Genomic DNA, 19,728 nt, shown 5'->3' with positions numbered 1-19,728 from the left:
CAAGCAAGGTCCTGCTCGTCCACGGGCCGGGGCCGGCGGATCAGCAGGCCGCCGTCCGCCGTTCGCTGAGTACGGATCGCTGACCGTGCTCTCGAAGCCCGTCCCATGCCACTCACAACGACCGGTGCGCGGCGTCGTTGCCGCCGGATCCACTCACGTAGGCCGATTCACGCGCGTCGTCCGGCAACGTCGTCACCGTCTGGCCCTGCCCTCTAGCTAGAATCGAACGTATGAACGATCTTCCGCCTGACCTGCCCCACCTCCGCGCCCTGGAGACGTGGCTCGTCCTCACCCTCGACCGGGTACGGCAGCAGATCGCTATAACCGAGCGCCTCGAGCAGGAGCGCCAGCGCGGTGAGCAGGCCCGGCCGGCCGCACCCGACTGGATCCTCGAAGGCGGCCTGAGCCGCGACTCACCGGCCGTCGCCGTCCACGTCGGCGGCTGCCATATGGCAGGCAAACACTGGAAAGGCGTACCACGGGACGTCGCCCTACGAGCACTGAGCGAAGGCGTCGAGGCCTGCGTGCACTGCCGGCCTGACGCCGAACTCGGCCACCTGGACGGCTAGGGCCTGTCCGGCGGATCTTGCCGGACAGGCCCCTGGATCCGAGGGGGCTCAGCGCTTGAGCGTGAAGGTGAAGTCGCCGGAGAGCTTGCCGCTCAGCCGGACTGCCGAAACGAGTTTGCCCTCCGCGATTAGTCTCTCGACCTCGGCCCGCGACAGACCGCACCCTTCAGCGATCAGTCGCATCGGCCGGACAGGGATCCGCGCCACGAAGCGGACCGAGACGTCGATCACCTCGCGGTCCAGGTGATCCGATCCGCCGGTGTCGAGGCGCCAGGCGTTGTCCCAGTCGAGGGCAATGCGATTACGGCGCCGCACGACCGGATCCTGGAGCAACTCAGCCGCCAGGCCAGGGTCGTTGTCATGCATCCGGTCCAGCAGCTCAGGTCGTACGGAGCGCACGTTCATCCGCTCCAGGACCGTGAGCTTTGCCGTGTCCCCACAAGCGGTGCAGAGCACGAGGAGCCAGGCGTCGAGGAGCTTGTGGTTTGCGTTGACGCGGAATTTGCCGTTCGCCCGGAAGCGGTCGGACGCGCACGCGGGGCAGCGGCGGAGAACCGCTGGCAGGCAGGTGGGCATGACCACCCAGTCATTGAGCACAGAAGTACACCGGTTTCAGTGAGAAGTCCGCAGCAAAAAGCAGCGCGGCGCACAGGCGCGACGCGCGACAGATCAGCACTCGGGAGGTCTCACAGGGTGTACAACGGCACGTCCTTGCCTTGACGACTTGGCTCGGCAGCACGGTAATGGCACGCAGCGGCGCTGCTCCACTGGTTTTCGAGCGCCTCACCGCCAGGTTCTGCCCGGCGGATCATGGGCGGAGCCAGATTCGGATCGAGGCAATGGCGACGGTGCCGTGGAAGACGTAGGCGCGCTTGTCGAACCTCGTCACGACGGCCCAGAAGTTCTTGAGGGCGTTGATCGTCCGCTCAACTTCGTTCCTCCGCTTGTAGATCGTCTTGCCGAAGCCGACGGGCCGGCCGCCCCTGCTGCCCCGTCGCTGGCGGTTGGCCCGCTGGTTCTTCGGCTCGGGGATGGTGTGCTTGATCTGGCGCCGTCGCAGGTAGCGGCGGTTGCGGTGGGAGGAGTACGCCTAATAGGCACTGTGGATTGACAGTTGTCAGTCCTGGCAGGGGCCGGGCGAGACGTCTGGACTGTATGCAGCGCCTGGGAGTGCTTCGACAAGAGGGACGCATGCACGGCCTCTGCCGATTCGAGCTCGGCCGCCATACCGTGCCGTGGTTCGAGCCGTACCCAGGAACACCTCCCAATCAGCTGGAGCCGCGGAGCTCTTCACGAGGGCGAGGACGCTGGACACTGCTGGGGCCACGGACGGCTGATGGGGTGGTGCGCCCATGAGCGCTTTTATTAGGTCGCCGGGTGGTCCTGCCACGGCCCGACACGGACGGACAGGGAAGGCCCGAAAGGAGCGCGCGGTGCACGTGACCTGCGGAATCGACTGGGCTGAGGATCACCACGACGTTGCCGTGGTCGATCAGGACGCCCGACTGCTCGGCAAGCTCCGGATCGGCGACGACGCAGCGGGCCTCCAGGACCTGCTTCAGTTGCTTGCCGAGCACGGTGACAGCCCGGACGATCCGATCCCGATCGCGATTGAGACATCTCGCGGACTTCTCGTGGCCTGTCTTCGGGCCTCTGACCGCCGGGTGTACGCGATCAACCCGATGGCTGTCGCACGTTACCGCGACCGACACGTCGTCTCCGCCAAGAAGTCCGACCATCAGGACGCCGCGGTGACGACCACACCCGGTTCGCCACGGCCCGAGACCTGAAGGCCTACGCCGGAAGCGCCCCGGTAACGAGGGAATCCGGCAAGAGCCGTCGCGTCAGCCACCGCCGGATCAAGAACAGCCGCCTGGCAGCGGCCGGCCGGCACTGGGCGTTCGCCGCACTCACCGCTTCAGTCGGAGCTCATTCCCACTACAACCGCCGACGGGAAGCCGGCGACCGCACCACGCGGCCCTCCGCAACCTGTTCAACCGCCTGATCGGCCAGCTCCATCACTGCCTGACCACCCGTCAGAAATGCGACGAAGCGGTCGCCTTCGCCCCACCGGCTCTGCCAACGCTCGCAACAGCTGCTTGACCCCATAGCTGCATGGGGTGTCTTGTCGCCGCTGAGGTGGTCGGGTACGCGGGTGTCCGCCACCGGCGCGGCCGACGCGGATGCATTCCATGACCGAAGTACCCCGGACTCACCTTTGAGTGAATACGAGTTCTGCGAACCGAACCAGCGCTTCGCGATCACCGGAGCGTCATCTTTGATCTTGCTCGGACAAAGGACCGTTTATGAGAATCCAGAGTGTGACGCATCCGGTCGTTCATAGCTCTGGTCGTTCTCCAGGTGCACGTGGAGCAGTCCAAGGTCCACGGCGTCCAAGGCGGTCTCAGGCGCCCGAACGCGACCCGGGCCTGGAATGATTGGTTCATGCGTGCGGTCCGGCTTCTCTCTCTCGTCCTCCTGCTGCAGAACCGGGGCAGGCTGACGGCTGGTGAGCTCGCTGAGGAGCTGGGTGTCTCGGTGCGGACCGTCTATCGGGACATCGACTCGCTGAGCGGCGCGGGCATTCCGGTCTACGGGGACGGCGGGCACGGCGGCGGTTACCAGCTGCTTGGCGGCTACCGGACCCGACTCACCGGGCTGCATGCCGACGAGGCCGAGTCTCTGTTTCTGGCCGGGCTGCCGGGCGCTGCGGACGACCTGGGGCTGGGAGAGGTGCTGGCGGCGGCGCAGCTGAAACTGACCGCGGCGCTGCCCGCACCGCTGCGGGACCGGGCAGGCCGGGTCCGTGAGCGGTTCCACCTCGACGCTCTCGGCTGGTACCGGGAACAGGACTCCCCGCCTGCTCTTGTGGCGCTCGCCGACGCAGTGTGGAACCAGCGGCGGATCAGTGTGCGCTACCGACGTTGGGCCGAGCCGCAGGAGGTCGAGCGCCAGCTCGACCCCTACGGCCTGGTCCTCAAGGCGGGCGTCTGGTACCTCGTCGCAGCGGTGGACGGCGCCGTGCGGACGTACCGGGTGTCTTCGATCCTCCGCCTGGACGTCGGAGAGGTCGGTTTCGAGCGCCCTGAGGGGTTCGACCTGGCCGCCCACTGGCAGGATTACCTCACCGTCTACGACGTGCGCAGGCTGCGGCTTCAGGCCTCCGTCCGGATTGCTCCAGCGCTGCTGTCCGCGCTGCCAGACCGCCTGGACGTGGCACTGGTCCGCGCCGTCGAAGCCTCGGCAGGGCCGCCGGAGGCAGATGGCTGGGTGACGGCGACGGTGCCGCTGGAGTCGGTCGAGCTTGCGGTGCCCATACTGCTGTCACTGGGGTCGGACATCGAGGTGCTCGCCCCCGAGGAGCTGCGTCGCGGGATCGTGGAGACGGCGGCGGCCGTGGTCGACCGGTACCGACCAGCGGACTCATCAAGCCGGGCGGGGGCCGGCGATCTGAGCAGCAGTCCGGCGGACAGGGTCGCCAGCAGCGCAAGGGCGGCGAGGACCCCAAAGCCGTAGCGCGTGTCGCTGTGGTCAGTGACCGTCGCGACCAGGAACATCACAGCGACCGTAGCCGCCAGCCCGCCACCGTTCGCCAGCCCGAAGACCCTGCCCACAGTGGCATCATCGGCCGAGGTCATCAGCATGGTCCGGGAGGCGATCCGGGCCTGCCCGAAGAAGAACGCACCCAGCGGCACCCCGACGAGATAGCCGACGATCCCGAACTGGCTCTGCAGCACCAGGCCAACATTGCAGAGCAGAAAGCCCACGACGGCGATGCGAAGGTCGGGACTGTGTCGGCTGACGATCCGGTACGCACCGGTGGCCGCCAGGAAACCGAGGCATCCGAGAGCGTCCACGGCACCGAACGTCGCTGCCCCCAGACGGAGTTCACCGATGACGGCGGTGGGCAGCAGAGCATTGAATACCGTGACGACCACGCTCCCCTGGGCGTAGAGCAGGATGAAGCGGCGCATCCGCAGCGGCCCGCGCGGAGCCGCTGCCGGCGCTGGCCCCCCGGCAGCGGTGCCCGTCAGCGCCCGGTCCGGGCGACGCGCCACCGCGACGACGCAGAGCGCCGAGACGATGAAGGTCCCGGCGTTGAACACCAGCAGCGGCACGGCACCGAACGCCTGGACGGACAGCCCGCCGATCGTCGCCGACAGCAGCATCCCCGCCTGGGTCCCCATCTCGTAGCGGGCGTTGAACCGCCGCAGCCGGTCCGCCGGGACCCGTTCCTTGATCAGCGCGGAGCTTGCCGGGAAGAACAGGGCACCGACCACGGCGAGCGCCAAATTGGCGCTGTAGATGCCGGGCCCCGGGGAGCCTCCGCAGGCCAGCCACAGCGGCAGTGCGAGAGCCAGCGCCGCACTGGTGATATCGCAGCCGATCCACAGGGCCCGCCGGTCGAAGCGGTCGGCCAGCCGCCCAAAGAAGGGCGACAGCAGCGCCTGCGGCCCGGCGACGGCGATGAAGAGCCAGCCGACGGCCATCATGGTCTGCTGCTCCCTGATCATGAGCAGTGCACCGACGATGAGCTGGACATTGTTGCCGAGAGCGGTGGCGAAAGCAGCGGGCACAAGCAGCCGCTCGGCCCGGCGGGAGTTGTGACTGAAGATCATGGCTCCACTGTCCGGAGGTTCACTGACATCTTCTGTCAGTGAAGTTTCCGCACAGCGTCATCTTCTGTGTCGTCGTCTGCGGCGCCAGACCTCCGTTGTGCTCCTGAAGCCACATCGCGGAGACCTGCGGATCTCTCCATCAATCAGTCAGGCCGCCTGGCCGAGTCCCTCACTGTGCAAGAACCGCCTGCACCTCGACGTCCACAGTGAGCGCGGCGGCCTCGACAAGCCGGGGGCAACCCGCGTCCGCGAGGTCCACAAGGGGCCTGCCGGGCACTGGTGGATCATGCAGGACCCGGAAGGCAACGAGTTCTGCACGGCGTAGGCCGGGCCGCGACCGCCCTCGACACCAGTGCTGCGCGCCCGGCGGTGCCAGCTCCGTCAGGCCGCCCGCCTCACTCCTCGCCACCGCCGGCGTCGTCATCGTCAAGCTCGGGGCGTCCGGGTCGCGCAGCGGGCGCAGGCCCTGGCGCGGGGTGGAGGGGGTGAAGCTGTAGCGGCCCCAGGACGTTGAGGTTCTTGAACTTCAACGGGGAGAGGCGGGCGACATCCTCGTCGCTGATCTCGTGGCCCTCGGCGCGCAGACGGGCGACCGCAGCGTCGATGTACTTCGTGATCCACAGCACCACGGCGTTCAACACCAGCCCCAGCGACCCTAGTTGATCTTCCATCCCGTCCCGGTATGCCTGACGGATGGTGCCGCGCTTGCCGTGGCAGATGTCCCGGGCGAGGGTGTGGCGGGACTCCTGGACGGACAGCTGCTTACCCATCTGCCGCCGGTAGGTGTCATCGACGGGGTCGACGACCTCGAGCAGGTGCAGTGTCTTGGCCATGCGCCCGTACTCGGCGAACGCCTGCCCCAGCGGCGTGGGCCGTCCATGGTTGCCGAACATCCGCAGCAGGTCATAGGCCCGCACCTGGTTGGTGACCAGCGAGCCGGCCACCTTCAGCATGTCCTCCCACTGGGTGGTCACCTTCTTCAGGTTCACCTTGTTGGTGCGGGCGAGATCTGTCAGCGGCCCGTAGCCGCCGGTCTCGATCCCGTCCATCTCCGCCCGCCAGAACCGCTGGTCGTCCAGGTCCTGGAAGCGCGGGGAGAAGTTACAGCCCGATGGCTCCGCGTCGGTGTATGAAGTGATCAAGCAGCTGCCCGCCATCGCGACGGTCCGCGATCGGTCCAGGTCCCTGGCGATGTTGGATGCCGTTCTGAGCCCTGAGTGGGAGTGGAGGTACTACTCCTTCGATTCCGGCTGGTCGCCGGGCGAGGAGATGGCCTCGATGAGGGACGGCGCCGGCAACGACTACGCCATCGTGTTCTCCGCTGCTGGGGTGTATGCCCAGGCGTGCGACCACGAGTCGCAGTTCGCGGTGCCCGGGGCGCAGCCGCCGGCGTTCACGCCGTCCCCCCTCCAACCCGGGGCGGCCCTTGGGGCTGCGGTTCTGGACCTGGACAGCGGCCAGCCGCTCGACCACCTGGGCGTCGTGTGAGCGCAACGCCGCCAGGATCTTCGCCAGCCCGTCGTAGGCGCGGGAGGTGAGCTTCACATCGCCGGAATCTGCCTCCGGTCCGCCGGGCGATCCAAACGAAGGCCTTCAGCCGTCGTACGGGACCCAGGCACGCTCGCCTGCGCGGTTTCTGCCGTACCAGTAGTGCGGTGCTCCCTTGATGCTGGTGGTGCGGAACGGGTGGCCGTGGTCGTCGATGCGGATCGTGCCGGTGCGGCCCTGGGAGGACCAGTCGAGTTCGAGGTACCAGCGGGCGTCGTAGAGCTGTGTCGCCGCGACGACCTGCAGCACCTCCGCGTCCTCGGCGGAGACGCGGTACGGGAAGTCCACGGCCGCGATAGCGTGTCCTGTGCCGGAGCCGCTCCTCGCACGGATGACAGGGCGGTCGACATCGAGGTCCACGGTGAAGCGGCGGGGTGCCAACTCGCTGCCGCAGCCCTGGTCCATGGCGTACGCGCTCCCGGCGGCCGGGTTGCCGCGGTTGGCGATGCGGACGCGCAGCGCCTCCAGGACCACGGCCGTGGACGACCGCCCCTGCACCGTGACCTGCACCAACGTCTGCCCCCCGGGCACTGCGCCCTGCGTCGCCGCCCACGCCCCGGCGTCCTGCTGCACCGGCGGTGGAGGCACGTGTGCGGGCGGCTTGTCGATGACGTAATCGTAGCTGCAGCCCATGTCCCAGACCTGGGAGTCGGCGCTCCAGGTGAGGGGCAGGCCGGTGGCCGGCTTCGCGGCCGAGGCGGGACCGCTGCCGGTGGCGGACGGGGCGGGGGCCTTCTGCGGGGGGCCGGGCGGCGCGGACCTCCGGGAAGGGGAGAGGGAGGCGGTGGCTGACGGTTTCGCCGGACGTTGGGGTGCGCCGGGGGCGGTCGTCCGCGGGCCGGCGGAGCCGGAGGCGTCCGCCTCAAGGGAGTGGCCGCCCGACAGGACGGACACGCTGCCCGCAGCAGCGAGCAGTGCGCAGGCGGCAGCGGTGGACGCCAGGATCCGTCGGCGGCGGTGCCAGGGGCGGGGAGGGGGGGAGGGGACGGGCCTGTCCGGGTCGGGACCGTTCCCGGGCTGCTCTGCGGGACTGTTCTCCTCGGCGAGCGCCCGGTCCGGGACCGCTGCGGGTGCGGGGATCGCTGCGGGTGGCGGTGCCGAAGCGGCCGTACGCGCCCGCTGCCGAGCCGCCACCGCCGACAGCCACAGCCGGTGCAGTTCGAGCCGCTCCTGCGGTGTCGCCTCGCAGAAGGCCGCGAGCCGCTCCACGGGCGCGAAGTCCTGAGGCACCGCCTCGCCCGCGCAGTACCGGTGCAGTGTGGAGGTGTTCATGGTGAGGCGGCGGGCCAGGGAACCGTAGCTGCGGTCCGTGCGGTCCTTCAGCCGGCGCAGCAGCGCCGCGAACTCCTCGGCATCGTCTCGAATCGGCACAGTTCCCCCGTTGTCCGCCTGCGATCCCGCATTCCAGGCACTCACATACCTGCACGTCAGATGGGCTGGGATGGTTCCACCGTCGCCAAGAGGGCGTCAGTCGTTGCGCGGGGCTGCGGTGACGCCGATGCTCTGGGTGTCGCACCGACCAGGGCCGGACCGGCCAACTGGCGGCAGGCGACGTCCGAGACGCATGCACTGCACTCATGCGTTCACCGCACTCATTCACCGGGGGGACAGTCATGCGTGAGCGCACCCGAGCAGGTCCGCTCCTCGCAGGCGCCGTCACGGGTCTGGCCGTGGCGCTCGCCGGACCAGCCGCCGCCGCTTTGGAGGCGCTTGGCTTTCCTGGCGGCCGCGGACCTGCCGCCGCACCGGCCTGGACACGAACGCCCGACGGATCACCGTGGTCCTGCCCGGGACCTGCTGGGCGAAGCAGCCGGCCTCGTGGCTGAACAGGGGCATCACGTCCTGCGCGACCGCACCGAGCGGCGGGGCCCGGGCACCGAGGCCACCGGCAAGGACTGCGGAAGCTGTCCGTCGAGGAGGGCTCCCGCGTCTGCGGTGTCCTCACCGAGACCTCCTGGGGTGCGGGCGACGTCCGCCTGCTGTCGGTCGGCCGGGACGGCCGCATCGTCAGGGTCTTGCACGGGGCACAGTTCGGCGGCTTCGAGGGCGCTCCGGTGAAGGCTTTCCAGCAGACGGCCGCCAAGGCCGCGGACAGGCCCGCTGACGGGGCCGTCCGGGGCCCTCCTCCCGTCACGGGGTCGGAGGGGCGGCCCGGAACCGACCTCCGCAGCACAGCCCGGCCATTCGGCCATTCGACCATTCGAAAACGGAGAACAGACATGAACAGTAAGACCCGCACCGCTCTCGTCGCCGGCGTCCTCACCGTCGGCCTCGGTCTCGGCACCGCCGTCCAGGCCTCCGCCGGGACCCCGCGCAGCGTCAGCGGCAAGCCGTCCGACAACCTCACCCGCGTCGCCGACTTCTACGGCGCCTACATCGATGCGCTGATCGACGAGGACAGCGGCCACCTCGGGAAGGCCCTGCGCAGCCACTACCTCACCGCCGGCTTCCAGAAGAGGCTGAACGCCTGGGAGGCGAAGAACCACGCCAACGGCGTCCTGCGCGCCCAGAACGTGCCGCTCGCCTGGAAGGTCGCCGACAACGGCAGCATCGGCCGCAACACCGAGGCCATCGTCACTTTGACCTTCAGCTCGGGGAAGATGAAGCTCTTCGTCGATGTGAACCGCGGCCACCAGGTCTTCCGCATCGACACCAAGAGCCTCCGCAAGTAGCGCAGCACACCTGCCTGGGCCACTGCGTGCCGATGCGAGGCAGTGGCCCGGGCAGGCGTCTGTGCGGAGCGGGGGAATGCGCGTGTCAAGCCCCGGCCTCGGGTATTCAGCCGGGCGGGATCAACTGATCCGGATTTAGGAAAAGGTGCCCCTGAGCTGCAACGATGCGAGTGTCTAGTGCCGCATCAGGCAACCTTCGCCCTGTTATGACGTGAGAGACAACAGAGTCGGCGTAAGGAGGGTCTTCAAAGTTGAGCGGTGCGGAGGTGTCCGCGGGCCCGGCGGGTGGTGACGCAGCGTGTACGTAGGCGTTGGTTGGCGGGGTTGCGGAAGCCGAACGCGTTGCGGGCAGTGAGCTTGATCACGCGGTTGGTCCCTTCGCTCTTGGCGTTGCTGTGTCCGGTGTGGATGAACGCGGCGATCTCCGGCCACCAGCGGTCGACGGTGGTGGCGAGCTGGCGGACTTCGGGGATGTCGGAGTCCGCACACCAGGTGAGGAATTTCCAGCGGGCGTAGCCGACTTGGTGACGGTCGGCTCCGGTGCGGGCCAGGGCGAGGAGGGTGCGCAGGTTGTCTTTGGCGATCCAGGCCGTCAGTAGCGTCTGCCCGATCTTCCCCTCGCCCAGGAGCGTGTTCCACATGGTGGCGAACTGGTCGTCGGTGAGGTCCCCGCGGTTGCGCAGCAGCCGTCGTCTGGCCTTCCGCTCCGGGTCGCTCGCCCGTCCGCGCCGGCCGCGGGTCTCGGCGGTGGTGCGGCGCCTGACCATGGACAGCATCTTGTTGGCGAGCTGGACCACGTGGAAGTGATCGACCACGACGGTGGCGTGCGCCAGGCCGATGCGGATCGCGGCGCGGTAGGTGGCCGACATGTCGATGGCGACATAGCCGATGCCCTTTCTCCAGTCCAGGCTGGTGGTGGCGAGCCAGGCCAGGACATCGGCGACGGTGCGGCCCTCGACTTGTCCGAGAAGCCCGCCGTGGCCGAGGGCGTCGACGAAGCCGGTGTGCCACCGGTCCCGGGTCAGGCACCACTTGCCGGTCTCCGCATCCTGTTCCCAGCGAGGCCGTCCGCGGCGGGTCTCGTCGATGCCCAGTACTGCGACCTGCGGCAGAGGTGCCTCGGTGACGTCGCGTGCCTGCGTGCGGAAGACTTCCATCACGGTCGGCCAGGACAGATGCAGATCCGGCGCGGCCTGGAGGACCGTGGAGCCGGCATCCCGTATGCGGCGCCCGGCCGTATCCCGCAGCCGGGCGGTCAGCCTGGCGCCGGCCGGGATCTGCGGGATCTGCTCGGTGAAGGACCGGCGAGGGCAGCCGGCCTTGCGGCACCACCAGCGGCGCTTGTGCCAGCGGAACTCCAATCCGCCCTCGCCGTAAGGGAGATCGCGTGGCCGGGTCACCGCCGAGCCCTTAACCCGGGTGGCGAACACCCCGCAGGCCGGGCAGGCTCTGGCTGTCTCGTCGGCCGTGACCAGGTGAACTCGTCGGCCAGCCGCTCAACCCGCGCGACGGACACCCCGTCGAGGTCGAGCAGCAACGTCGTACCGTTGACCAAGCCCGTGGCTCCTTCATGATCGCTCTGCGTCGAGAACAGAGATGATCACGCAGGCCCACGGGCACCCCGCATCCGGGGCCGTGCCGAATGTCTCATGACAATCGGCCGGGTGTGGTTCGCTACTGGGGTGACTCAGGACTTGGAGATCGTCGCATTCGAATCCGCCGAGGCATTCCAGGCATGGCTCGGCGAGAACCACGCCGTCTCGCCCGGCATCTGGCTCAAGCTTCGCAAGAAGGGCCCCGGAATCGCCGCTCTGGACTACACCCAGGCGCTCGACGCGGCACTCTGCTACGGCTGGATCGACGGCCAGAAGGCCAAGTTCGACGACCAGTGGTGGCTCCAGCGGTTCACCCCGCGCAAGCCGCGCAGCAAGTGGTCCAAGGCCAACCGGGACAAGGTGGCCGCCCTGATCGAGCAGGGCCGGATGCATCCGCCGGGACAGGCCGAGGTCGACCGCGCCAAGGCAGACGGCCGCTGGGAAGCGGCCTACGACGGCGCGAAGACCGCCACGGTGCCGGACGACCTCACGGCGGCCCTGACCGCCGACCCGGCCGCGGCGGAGTTCTTCGAGACACTGGACCGGCAGAACCGCTACGCGATCCTGTACCGGATCCAAGACGCCAAGAAGGCCGAGACCCGGGCGCGCCGGATCGAAAGGTACGTAGCGATGCTGGCGAAGGGCGAGAAGCTGCACCCGTAGTCACGGAGAGGGACCGTGGCCATGTGCTGCCCTGGACTCCCGGCGCGCCTGCGGCCCCGGCAGCAGTCACCAACTGCCGTCGCTGAGCGTAACGAAACGTCAGAGGCCCTGAGCAGGCGCACCGCTCAAGATCGAAGACCCTGGAAAGTGCCTCTGGATTCAGCGGGAACAAGGTCCTAGTACTCCAGTGTGGCTTCGTGATCTATCCGGTCGAGGGCTCGGCGAGGCGTCGCTGGCAGTGGCTGCGGTGGGCGGTTGCTTGATGGAGTCTGCGCCAGTTTGACCAGGTCAGCAGGCTGTGCGGGGACGTGGCCGATGGAACCAGGAAGGCGCCGATCCCGGCATCCAGTGCCGCCGTGATCATTTGTCCGGCCAGCGTCGGCTTGGTCGCGAACCTTGTCCCCGCTCATCCCCAGGCTCGATTTCGCGCTCGGCCCTCGGCTGCTCGTTCTTCGTGCCCTCGCAGCCGGGGGCACCGATAGATTCCACTGTGTGACCGCGCATAATCCGTTGCCTGGGCAGGTGGGGTAGCCCACGCTTCCCAGATGCGCTTCTCGATCAATATCCCGAACTTCGGCGACTTCGCCGACCCCCGAAACGTGGCGACCGCAGCGGCGGCGGCCGAGGAGTCCGGGTGGGACGGGCTCTTCGTCTGGGACCACGTCCATTACCGGGGATACTCGGGGCGGCCTTTCGGGGACGCGTGGATGTTGCTGACCGCGGCCGCACTCGCGACGTCACGGATCCGGGTGGGGACGCTGCTCACTCCGGTAGCTCGTTATCGGCCGCAGCAACTCGCGCGGCAGGTGGCCACCTTGGACAACCTCAGCGGAGGCAGGGCCAACTTCGCCGCGGGGCTGGGTGGGCCGGTCGAGGACGAGTACGGCAGCTTCGGCGACTCCACCGATCGACGTGTGCTCGCCGAGCGGCTGGATGAAGGGCTGGAGTTGTTGGGGCGGTTCTGGACGGGCGAGGCCGTCGACCATCACGGTCGGCACTACCAGGCGCGGAACGTGAGCCTGCAGCCCGCCACCGTACAGCGGCCCCGGCCACCGGTCTGGATCGGGGGATTCTGGCCGAACCGTCCGCCCATGCGACGGGCCGCGCGGTGGGACGGCGCGGTTCCTCTGTTTAAGAACGCCCTGCATGGATGCCCACCGGACCGCGAGGACGTGCGGGAGTTGATCACCTATGTGCGCGGCCATCGAGAAGACGACACGCAGCGCCCCTTCGACCTCGTAGTTGGCGGCGCCACTCTGGCGGACGCTGCCAAGGCCAAGGATGTGATCGGCCCGCTGCGCGATGCGGGTGCCACCTGGTGGGACGAAAGGCAACTCGATCCCGGCCCCGATGTGGACTGCCTGGCTCCTGTGCTGCGGCGCATCGAGGCGGGGCCACCGGTACTCGATTAGTGCTCCAGTGTGACGTCATGATCTAGCCGGTCGAGGGCTCGGCGAGGCGTCGCTGGTAGTGGCAGCGGCGGGCGGTTGCTTGATGGAGTCTGCGCCAGTTTGACCAGGTCAGCAGGCTGTGCGGGGACATGGCCGGTGGAACCAGGAAGGCGCCGAGCAGGTGGCGGATCTCAGGGACGGTCAGGTCGATCGGGTCGGTGCCGCGGGCGTGCCGGTTCGGTTGGGCGGTCCTGGCCGGCGTCGCGTCGGCGGCGAGGACTGCCAGGAAGGCCAGGGCGAGCATGGCCAGGGTGATGTGCCGGTGCCAGGCGGTCCAGTGGCGGACCTGGTAGTGGTCCAGGCCGACCTGGCCTTTCGTGGCCTGGAAGCACTCCTCGACGCGCCACCTGGTCCCGGCCACCCGGGCCAGCTCGGACAGCGGCACCCGTCTCGGGGACCAGCACAGGTAGAAGGCGAGTTCGCCGCTGTGCGGGTTGCGGCGGATCAGCAGGTGCCGGTGGCCGTCGGTATCGATCTCGATCCAGGCCCAGTCGTAGTAGCGCGGCCCCTTCGCGCCGGCTCCGGCGCTCTGCCGGTGCCAGGCCGAGGCAGGCAGGTGGTCGGCCACGGCGTCGGCGCGGACGGCGGTGTGTCCCTGGTTGATCCGCACCCGCGTGCTGCGGGTGACGGCCAGGACGTAGCCGGTCCGGCGGGACTCCAACAAGGCACGCAGAGCCGGGTCTTGACCGTAGGCCTCGTCGCCGGTCGCCCAGGAGGCGCCGATCCCGGCGTCCAGCGCCGCCGTGATCGGTTCCCAGGGGGCTTGTACGACGGACACCGCCCGCGGGTTCTGCCACACCAGGCACCCCAGGGCCACTCCCGGCACCACTCCGTTGCGGTCCGCCAGCGGTCCCGGTTACCCGATTCCAGCGCCTCCGCGACGGCCTCCAGGTAGCCGCCCAGCGTGCTGTACTCACGGTGCAGATAGGCACTGTCGGTCGAAAACCAGCGGCCCACCCGGATGGCATCCGGCACGTCGACCACCACCATCTCCCCCGCGTAGTCGTCGTCGGCACCGGACAGCGGCACCCACCCGGAAAAGCCGACAGCGCCGGTGTCCGGATCGCTGCGTGCGGCGTACACCCGGGTGACTCCGCTCAGCGGCAGGAAGGTGTACCCGGGCCAGGAACCTCGCCGGATCGACCTCGCTTTCCTCGTCACCGTCGACCTCGAAGAATTCGGCGCCGTCATGCCGCAGCCACAGCGCCGACACCTCCTCCGGCCAGCTCACACCCATGTGTGCCTGTGCCGCCGCGATCGGCTCTGGTGCGGCGGGCGGCCGCAACGGGGCATACGAGTTCGGTGCGTTGACCTTCAGCCAGGATTCAATGCGATCCCACATCGCGAGAACGTCATGACTCACTCGACCACGGTACCCACGCGCCGGAACTGCTGCGGACCACTGCCTTCCTTGATCGCTGCCCTTGGCGCCACCAACGGGCCCTCGGGCTCGATCTCGATTGGGCGGCGGCGTAGGGGCGCTATGGGGGATCGTTGGGCGGATCATGGAGAGCTTCATCGGAGAGGTGGGGTGTACCGCCCCATGACAGTAAGACGACTCGCACACACCACCCCACGACATTGACTGCTCCCTCGCCTGAAGGGCGGGGGATTCCTGGCTCAGGCAGCCCCCTGGAGCAGCGCTCCAGAAGGTCTTGCGCCTTCAGCACCAGCCGGGGTCAGACCAGCCCGGACGAGCATCACGGATGCGGAGTTCTTGTCTCTCGGCGAGACGGCTCCGCACGCGGTGCACGTGTGGGTACGTTCCGAAAGGAGGAGTGCGTGCTTGGCTCTCGCACCGCACTGTGCGCAGTCCATCGTGGTGTGCGCGGGGTTGACCAGGTGCACGGCACGGCCGTGCTTGCGGCCCATTTCGACCAGGGCCTTCTTCGTGGCGCCGATCGCCGCGTCTGCTGCCTTGCGGGCCATCGAGGACTTGGCGAGGAACTTCGGGCGGAAGTCCTCCACCGCGATGGCATCGTGGTCGCGGACCACTGCCTTGGCCCACTTGCGGCCGGTGTCCTGCCGCTGCCGGGCGATCTTCCGGTGCAGCTTCGCAGCCTGCCGCCGCGCCGTGCGGTAGCCCTTCGAGGCGGCCCGGCCCCTTTCGGCTTCCGGCGGGACATCATCCGCTGGTACGGGCCAACTTCCCCGCGGCCTTCCTCCCGTGCAGCGGATGCGGAAGATCGTGGGCATCGGACGTGGTGGTCGCAACTCCTTCACACCCCAGTCGATACCAATCACCGCACCAGTACGCGGCAGCGGCTGCACCTCGGCCGGAAGGACAAAGCTCGCGTACCAGTGGCCGACGCCATCGCGGTACACGCGCACCGACGACGGGCCGGCCGGAACCTGCCGCGACCACACCACCGTCAGGCTGATGCCGCCCGCCAGGCGCAGCCGCCCGTCCTTGAGCCGGAAACCGCGCCGCGTGTAGTTCAGGCTCGGCCGGGAGTCCTTGAGCTTCTTATGCCCGGGCATCCCCGCGCGCCGGCGCATCGGCAGCCCCGCCTTGATGTCCTTCAACGCCTTCGCACGGGACCTGCCGAAGTCCCGGATGATCTGCTGCTGCGGAACCGACGAGCCCTCCCGCAGCCAGGCGTTGCCGGCGCGGGCCTCGGTCAGCATCCTGTCCAGCTGCGCCGGGCCGCACCTCTCGCCGTCGGCGAACGCCTTCTTGGACCGGGCGACGCACTCGTTCCAGACCCAGCGGCAGCGCCCCCACTCGCCCGTCAGCTGCCTCTCGGCGGTGGCGGACACACGCAGCCGGAAAACGTACCGGGCACACCCGGCGTCCTCCGTCTCCTGCTGCTGCATCGTCACAAGCGCCAACCTATCGGCGCCGTACGACAGTCCACGCCGGTTCGCCTGTCGGCGAAACGGCTTTCCCTGACCCGCTCCGCGGGCGACCGAATTCCTCCCCAGCCTGAAGGCCGGGGCGTCCTTCGGAGGTTTTGGTGACCTCACTCCTACTCAACGCCCGACCAGCGAAAACATCCCGGCTTGACATGCCGTCACTGACACCAAACCGGCACATCGCACCCCGGTTCGGCAAGCTGGTTCTGAGCATTTTCTGAGTCTCCGGTCCAGTCGGCGCGTGTAGGGTCCTCCCACGCTGGCCGACCACGGTCGCGCACGGAGTCCGGGGGCCTCATGGAAATGCTGTTCTACATCGTGCCGCTGCTCATGATCGGCGGCGCGATCGTCATGCTGATCAAAGTCATCGGCCGCTCCCGGGACGTGCGCAGCGCCTGGAACAGCGGGCTCACGGCCGAGGCGCGGTGCCTGCGCACGTTCACCACGACAAGTGGCGGTGGGGAGACCCAGGTCAGTACGACGCTGCACCACGTGTACGAGTACAGGACCCGGGAGGGCCGCGGCGTCCGTTTCGAGGAGAGCAACGGGCCGGCGACGATCGTCGAGGGCGACATCGTCACCGTCCACTACACGGCCGAGCACCCGGAGCGGGCGACCGCCCACGCCCCGGCACGCGGGAAGCTGGCGGCGGAGTCCGGCTGCCTGCTGGCCTTCCTGGGCGTCTTCATCGCCGGCTGCGTCATCTTCATGGTCGTCGTCCGCACCGTCTTCTCGCTGGCGGACGGCTTCCCGCCGTAGGACCCGTCGTGATCACGACGGGCCCTACATCTGTGCGCCGCCAGGGACTCGAACCCACACTGGGGTCATGATCGGGTGGTCTACGGGCCGGGCCTTGGCCTGGCAGGTCCTCGCCCAAGTGCGTCTGGGAGGGACGGGTGGACTGGGCGGGCACGACGGATCCGCAGGGAAGCCAGTCTCCATCGTTGCAGACCCGTTGAAAGCGGCCCGGGCGCGGTAGGCGTGGGGACAAGAGCGGTAGCGTGCATCGCCCCGAGCCGTGACGGCCGTCTTCTTGGCGAGGGACGGCCGTCACTGCAACCGGTGCTTCAGCCTCATCTCAGTGCTGCAGCCGTGAGGAGTGCCGCTTCTTCGGTGAGCGCCTTCAGGATCGCGGCGCTGACAGGAAGCGAGTTCTTCCACGCAGCGAGCCACTTCTCAGCGGCAGGTGGAGCGGCCCTCCGCCCCGGTGCTGGACCTGGCGCAGCGGAGGGGCCCCGGCGCGTTCGTACAGGGCATACAGGGCGTGACTGAAAATCGGCCTGATCTGCGATGTACTCGGGCCGCGGGTTCTTGAGGTGCAGGGTGCCGCGTTCTTCCGTGCGGGCCGTCCGCCACAGCTTTTCAAGTTCGGCGGCGTTCGGGATGAGACGTATGTGAGGAGCTGCAGCGGCGAAGCAGGCGATGCAGAATTGCGTGACTGTGAGCCACTCCAGGAGAACCGCGCCTGAAGCGGCGCGCTTGAGGGTGGCCGGTGATACGCCGTCGGCATCTTGTTGGGGGCGTACCTGGGCATCCGAACGCTCTCCTTCTGGGGCGTTCGCAATCACCGATAGAACTCAAGCGGCGTCCAGCGGTCGGTTCTGCCATTCGGCCATGCCGTCCAGGACCCTGTCGGTGATGGTGGAGGTGGTCTGCCGGGAGACCTCGGCACCGTAGACCTCCGCGAGATGGGCCTGGACCTCACCGGTGGTCAGGCCCTTCGCGGCCAGCGAGATGACCATCTCGTCGACGCCGGTCAGGCGCTTCTGCCGCTTCTTGGCGATCTTCGGCTCAAAGGAGCCGTCCCGGTCGCGGGGCACGACTATCTCGACCGGTCCCACGTCGGTGAGCACGGTCTTGGCGCGGGTGCCGTTGCGGGAGTTGCCGCCGTTCTTGCCCGCCGGATGGTGCTTGTCATAGCCGAGGTGATCGGTTATCTCACCCTCCAGGGCGGACTCCAACAGCCGTTTGTCAGCTGCTGAAGCAGCCCGCCCTCGCCGGTCAGCTGCAGACCCTCGGCCTGGGCCCGGCTCACCAGCTCGTCGATCAGGTGGTCGTCCACGGCCTTCGCCGACACAGCCGCTGCCGCCTCAACAGCCTCGTGCTCGGCCACGTTCTCACTGGTCATCGATGCATCTTCCATGATCGGGAGTTACACCGAACGATTTACAGTCCCGACGACGGCTTGACACGCCTGATGAGGGTGGGAGGGTGGAAGAGCGGTGGTGCGGTAGTGGTCACCGACGGCCGAGGGCGTTGCGGAGCGCGGGATCGTTCCGGCGCCTGCCCGGGACGAGTCCTCGTCAAGAGTGACCTGATCCCCACGTGCAGCTCCTGATGCCGGCCATCGTGTGGTGAAGCAATTGAAGGGGAAGCCATGAAGGCTGTTGTATATGACGGGCCGCGCACCGTCAGTGTGAAGGATGTCCCCGACGCGCGCATCGAACGGCCCACCGATGTGCTGGTGAGGATCACCAGCACCAACATCTGCGGTTCGGACCTGCACATGTATGAGGGCCGCACGGACTTCGAGCAGGGACGGATCTTCGGCCACGAGAACCTGGGGGAGGTGACCGAGGTCGGTGCCGGGGTCGACAGGGTCAGGGTCGGGGATCTGGTCTGCCTGCCGTTCAACATCAGTTGCGGTTTCTGCCGGAACTGCGAGCAGGGGCTGACCGCGTTCTGCCTGACCACTGCCGACAATCCGAAGACGGCTGGTGCCGCCTACGGCTTCGCCGACATGGGCCCGTACAGCGGCGGGCAGGCCGAACTGCTGCGCGTGCCCTACGGTGACCACAACTGTCTGGTCCTGCCGGAAGAGGCCCGGGAGCGGCAGACCGACTACGTGATGCTCTCCGACGTCTTCCCCACCGGTTGGCACTGCACGGAACTGGCCAAGGTACGGCCCGGCGACACCGTGGTGATCTACGGTGCCGGCCCGGTCGGCCTGATGGCCGCACTGTCGGCGAACCTCAAGAGCGCATCCAAGGTCATGGTCGTGGACCGCCACCCGGACCGTCTGGCGCTGGCCGAGCAGATCGGGGCAATTCCCATCGACGACTCCAAGGCCTCGCCCGTCGACCAAGTCAACGAGCACACGAACGGACTCGGGGCGGACCGGGGCTGTGAGTGCGTGGGCTACCAGGCCCACGACCCCCAGGGCCACGAACACCCCAACATGACGCTGAACAACCTGGTGGAGTCGGTGAAGTTCACCGGCACCATCGGCGTGGTCGGCATCTTCATCCCCCAGGATCCCGGCAGCCCCGACAAGCTGTATCAGCACGGTGAATTCGCCTTCGACTACGGCCTGTTCTGGTTCAAGGGCCAGTCGGTCGGCAACGGGCAGGCCAACATCAAGGCCTACAACCGCCAGCTGTGCAACCTGATCCAGCAGGGCAAGGCCACACCGTCCTGGATCGTCTCCCACGAACTCCCGCTGCACCGGGCCCCCGAGGCCTACCAGCACTTCGATGCCCGTGACAACGGATGGACCAAGGTCGTCCTGCACCCTGATGGCGGCGCCCGTTGAACAATCGTCACCGGCAACCTGACCGCGGGCAGGCGTGCCATCGGCACCATCCTCGTGGCTCGGGCATCCCAAGGGCCGCCTGCCGTTGGCGAGATGGACCAATCGCGGATCGATTGCACTCGGTCGGCCCGAGCGGGGCTCACCGCAGACTGCGTACATCCAGGTGGCGCAGTACCCGGTCCACGATCTCCGGGTCGGCCCCCGGCTCCCGGCGCGCCGCCAG

At 68.4% G+C, this 19,728-nt stretch carries 11 protein-coding genes and 8 pseudogenes; 10 read left to right on the top strand and 9 right to left on the bottom strand.

Translation table 11 applies throughout. The annotated features are described in order from the left end of the window. The first annotated feature begins 230 nt into the window (after positions 1-230). Positions 231-569, top strand: a complete 339-nt coding sequence (locus tag ACWC91_RS40485) for a DUF6233 domain-containing protein (RefSeq protein ID WP_450726288.1) — start codon at positions 231-233, stop codon at positions 567-569. A gap of 48 nt (positions 570-617) precedes the next feature. Here ACWC91_RS40485 and ACWC91_RS40480 read toward each other — a convergent pair whose 3' ends face one another. Together ACWC91_RS40480 and ACWC91_RS40475 are read right to left on the bottom strand one after the other, a co-directional pair. Continuing rightward, positions 618-1,166: a DUF1062 domain-containing protein gene (locus tag ACWC91_RS40480; RefSeq protein WP_450643730.1), complete on the bottom strand. Its 549-nt coding sequence runs from the start codon at positions 1,164-1,166 to the stop codon at positions 618-620. A 211-nt stretch (positions 1,167-1,377) separates the two neighbouring features. Further along, positions 1,378-1,659, bottom strand: a pseudogene (locus ACWC91_RS40475) (IS5/IS1182 family transposase); the annotation flags it as partial. Between the two features lie 343 nt (positions 1,660-2,002). Between ACWC91_RS40475 and ACWC91_RS40470 the strand changes: the two are divergent. Next, positions 2,003-2,672 (top strand): annotated as a pseudogene (locus ACWC91_RS40470) (IS110 family transposase). A gap of 342 nt (positions 2,673-3,014) precedes the next feature. Continuing rightward, on the top strand, positions 3,015-4,085 hold the full coding sequence (locus ACWC91_RS40465) for a helix-turn-helix transcriptional regulator (RefSeq protein ID WP_450643731.1): 1,071 nt from the start codon (positions 3,015-3,017) through the stop codon (positions 4,083-4,085). Between the two features lie 83 nt (positions 4,086-4,168). On the opposite strand, the pseudogene ACWC91_RS40460 reads toward ACWC91_RS40465, so the two are convergent. Beyond that, positions 4,169-5,188: pseudogene (locus ACWC91_RS40460) on the bottom strand (MFS transporter); the annotation flags it as partial. A 166-nt stretch (positions 5,189-5,354) separates the two neighbouring features. On the opposite strand from ACWC91_RS40460, the pseudogene ACWC91_RS40455 reads away from it, so the two are divergent. Further along, positions 5,355-5,513 (top strand): annotated as a pseudogene (locus ACWC91_RS40455) (VOC family protein); the annotation flags it as partial. A gap of 111 nt (positions 5,514-5,624) precedes the next feature. Here ACWC91_RS40455 and ACWC91_RS40450 read toward each other — a convergent pair. Continuing rightward, positions 5,625-6,297 (bottom strand): annotated as a pseudogene (locus ACWC91_RS40450) (Tn3 family transposase); the annotation flags it as partial. Positions 6,298-6,379: 82 nt separating this feature from the next. Between ACWC91_RS40450 and ACWC91_RS40445 the strand changes: the two are divergent. Beyond that, a complete protein-coding gene (locus ACWC91_RS40445) occupies positions 6,380-6,676 on the top strand; it encodes a hypothetical protein (RefSeq protein WP_225080401.1) in 297 nt (98 codons plus the stop codon). Between the two features lie 105 nt (positions 6,677-6,781). Here ACWC91_RS40445 and ACWC91_RS40440 read toward each other — a convergent pair whose 3' ends face one another. Beyond that, a complete protein-coding gene (locus ACWC91_RS40440; RefSeq protein WP_450643732.1) occupies positions 6,782-8,107 on the bottom strand; it encodes a helix-turn-helix domain-containing protein in 1,326 nt (441 codons plus the stop codon). 848 nt (positions 8,108-8,955) lie between these two features. Between ACWC91_RS40440 and ACWC91_RS40435 the strand changes: the two genes are divergently transcribed. Next, positions 8,956-9,408 carry a hypothetical protein gene (locus ACWC91_RS40435; RefSeq protein WP_141365785.1) on the top strand — a complete coding sequence of 151 codons (453 nt, stop codon included), beginning with the start codon at positions 8,956-8,958 and terminating at the stop codon, positions 9,406-9,408. Positions 9,409-9,653: 245 nt separating this feature from the next. Here ACWC91_RS40435 and ACWC91_RS40430 read toward each other — a convergent pair whose 3' ends face one another. Continuing rightward, a complete protein-coding gene (locus ACWC91_RS40430) occupies positions 9,654-10,883 on the bottom strand; it encodes an ISL3 family transposase (protein ID WP_450643734.1) in 1,230 nt (409 codons plus the stop codon). 174 nt (positions 10,884-11,057) lie between these two features. Here ACWC91_RS40430 and ACWC91_RS40425 point away from each other — a divergent pair, with 174 nt between their 5' ends. Next, entirely contained in the window at positions 11,058-11,666 is a 609-nt protein-coding gene (locus ACWC91_RS40425) for a YdeI/OmpD-associated family protein (RefSeq protein ID WP_225080404.1), read from the top strand. Between the two features lie 545 nt (positions 11,667-12,211). Next, on the top strand, positions 12,212-13,078 hold the full coding sequence (locus ACWC91_RS40420) for an LLM class flavin-dependent oxidoreductase (RefSeq protein WP_376506098.1): 867 nt from the start codon (positions 12,212-12,214) through the stop codon (positions 13,076-13,078). Positions 13,079-13,100: 22 nt separating this feature from the next. On the opposite strand, the pseudogene ACWC91_RS40415 reads toward ACWC91_RS40420, so the two are convergent. Continuing rightward, positions 13,101-13,865, bottom strand: a pseudogene (locus ACWC91_RS40415) (IS701 family transposase); the annotation flags it as partial. An 872-nt stretch (positions 13,866-14,737) separates the two neighbouring features. Further along, a pseudogene (locus ACWC91_RS40410) lies at positions 14,738-15,934 on the bottom strand (RNA-guided endonuclease InsQ/TnpB family protein). A 336-nt stretch (positions 15,935-16,270) separates the two neighbouring features. Here ACWC91_RS40410 and ACWC91_RS40405 point away from each other — a divergent pair. Further along, complete coding sequence (locus ACWC91_RS40405; protein ID WP_225080408.1) at positions 16,271-16,732, top strand: DUF3592 domain-containing protein; 462 nt, start codon at positions 16,271-16,273, stop codon at positions 16,730-16,732. A gap of 827 nt (positions 16,733-17,559) precedes the next feature. Here the strand turns inward: ACWC91_RS40405 and ACWC91_RS40400 are convergent. Then, positions 17,560-18,101 (bottom strand): annotated as a pseudogene (locus ACWC91_RS40400) (transposase); the annotation flags it as partial. 249 nt (positions 18,102-18,350) lie between these two features. Here ACWC91_RS40400 and ACWC91_RS40395 point away from each other — a divergent pair. Further along, positions 18,351-19,505, top strand: coding sequence for a glutathione-independent formaldehyde dehydrogenase (locus tag ACWC91_RS40395; protein WP_376506336.1), 1,155 nt, complete (start codon positions 18,351-18,353; stop codon positions 19,503-19,505). Positions 19,506-19,728: the final 223 nt, after the last annotated feature.

Source organism: Streptomyces sp. NPDC001204 (assembly GCF_053598035.1).
Note: the sequence above shows the minus strand (reverse complement) of the source record. Positions and strands in the feature narration are given on the sequence as shown.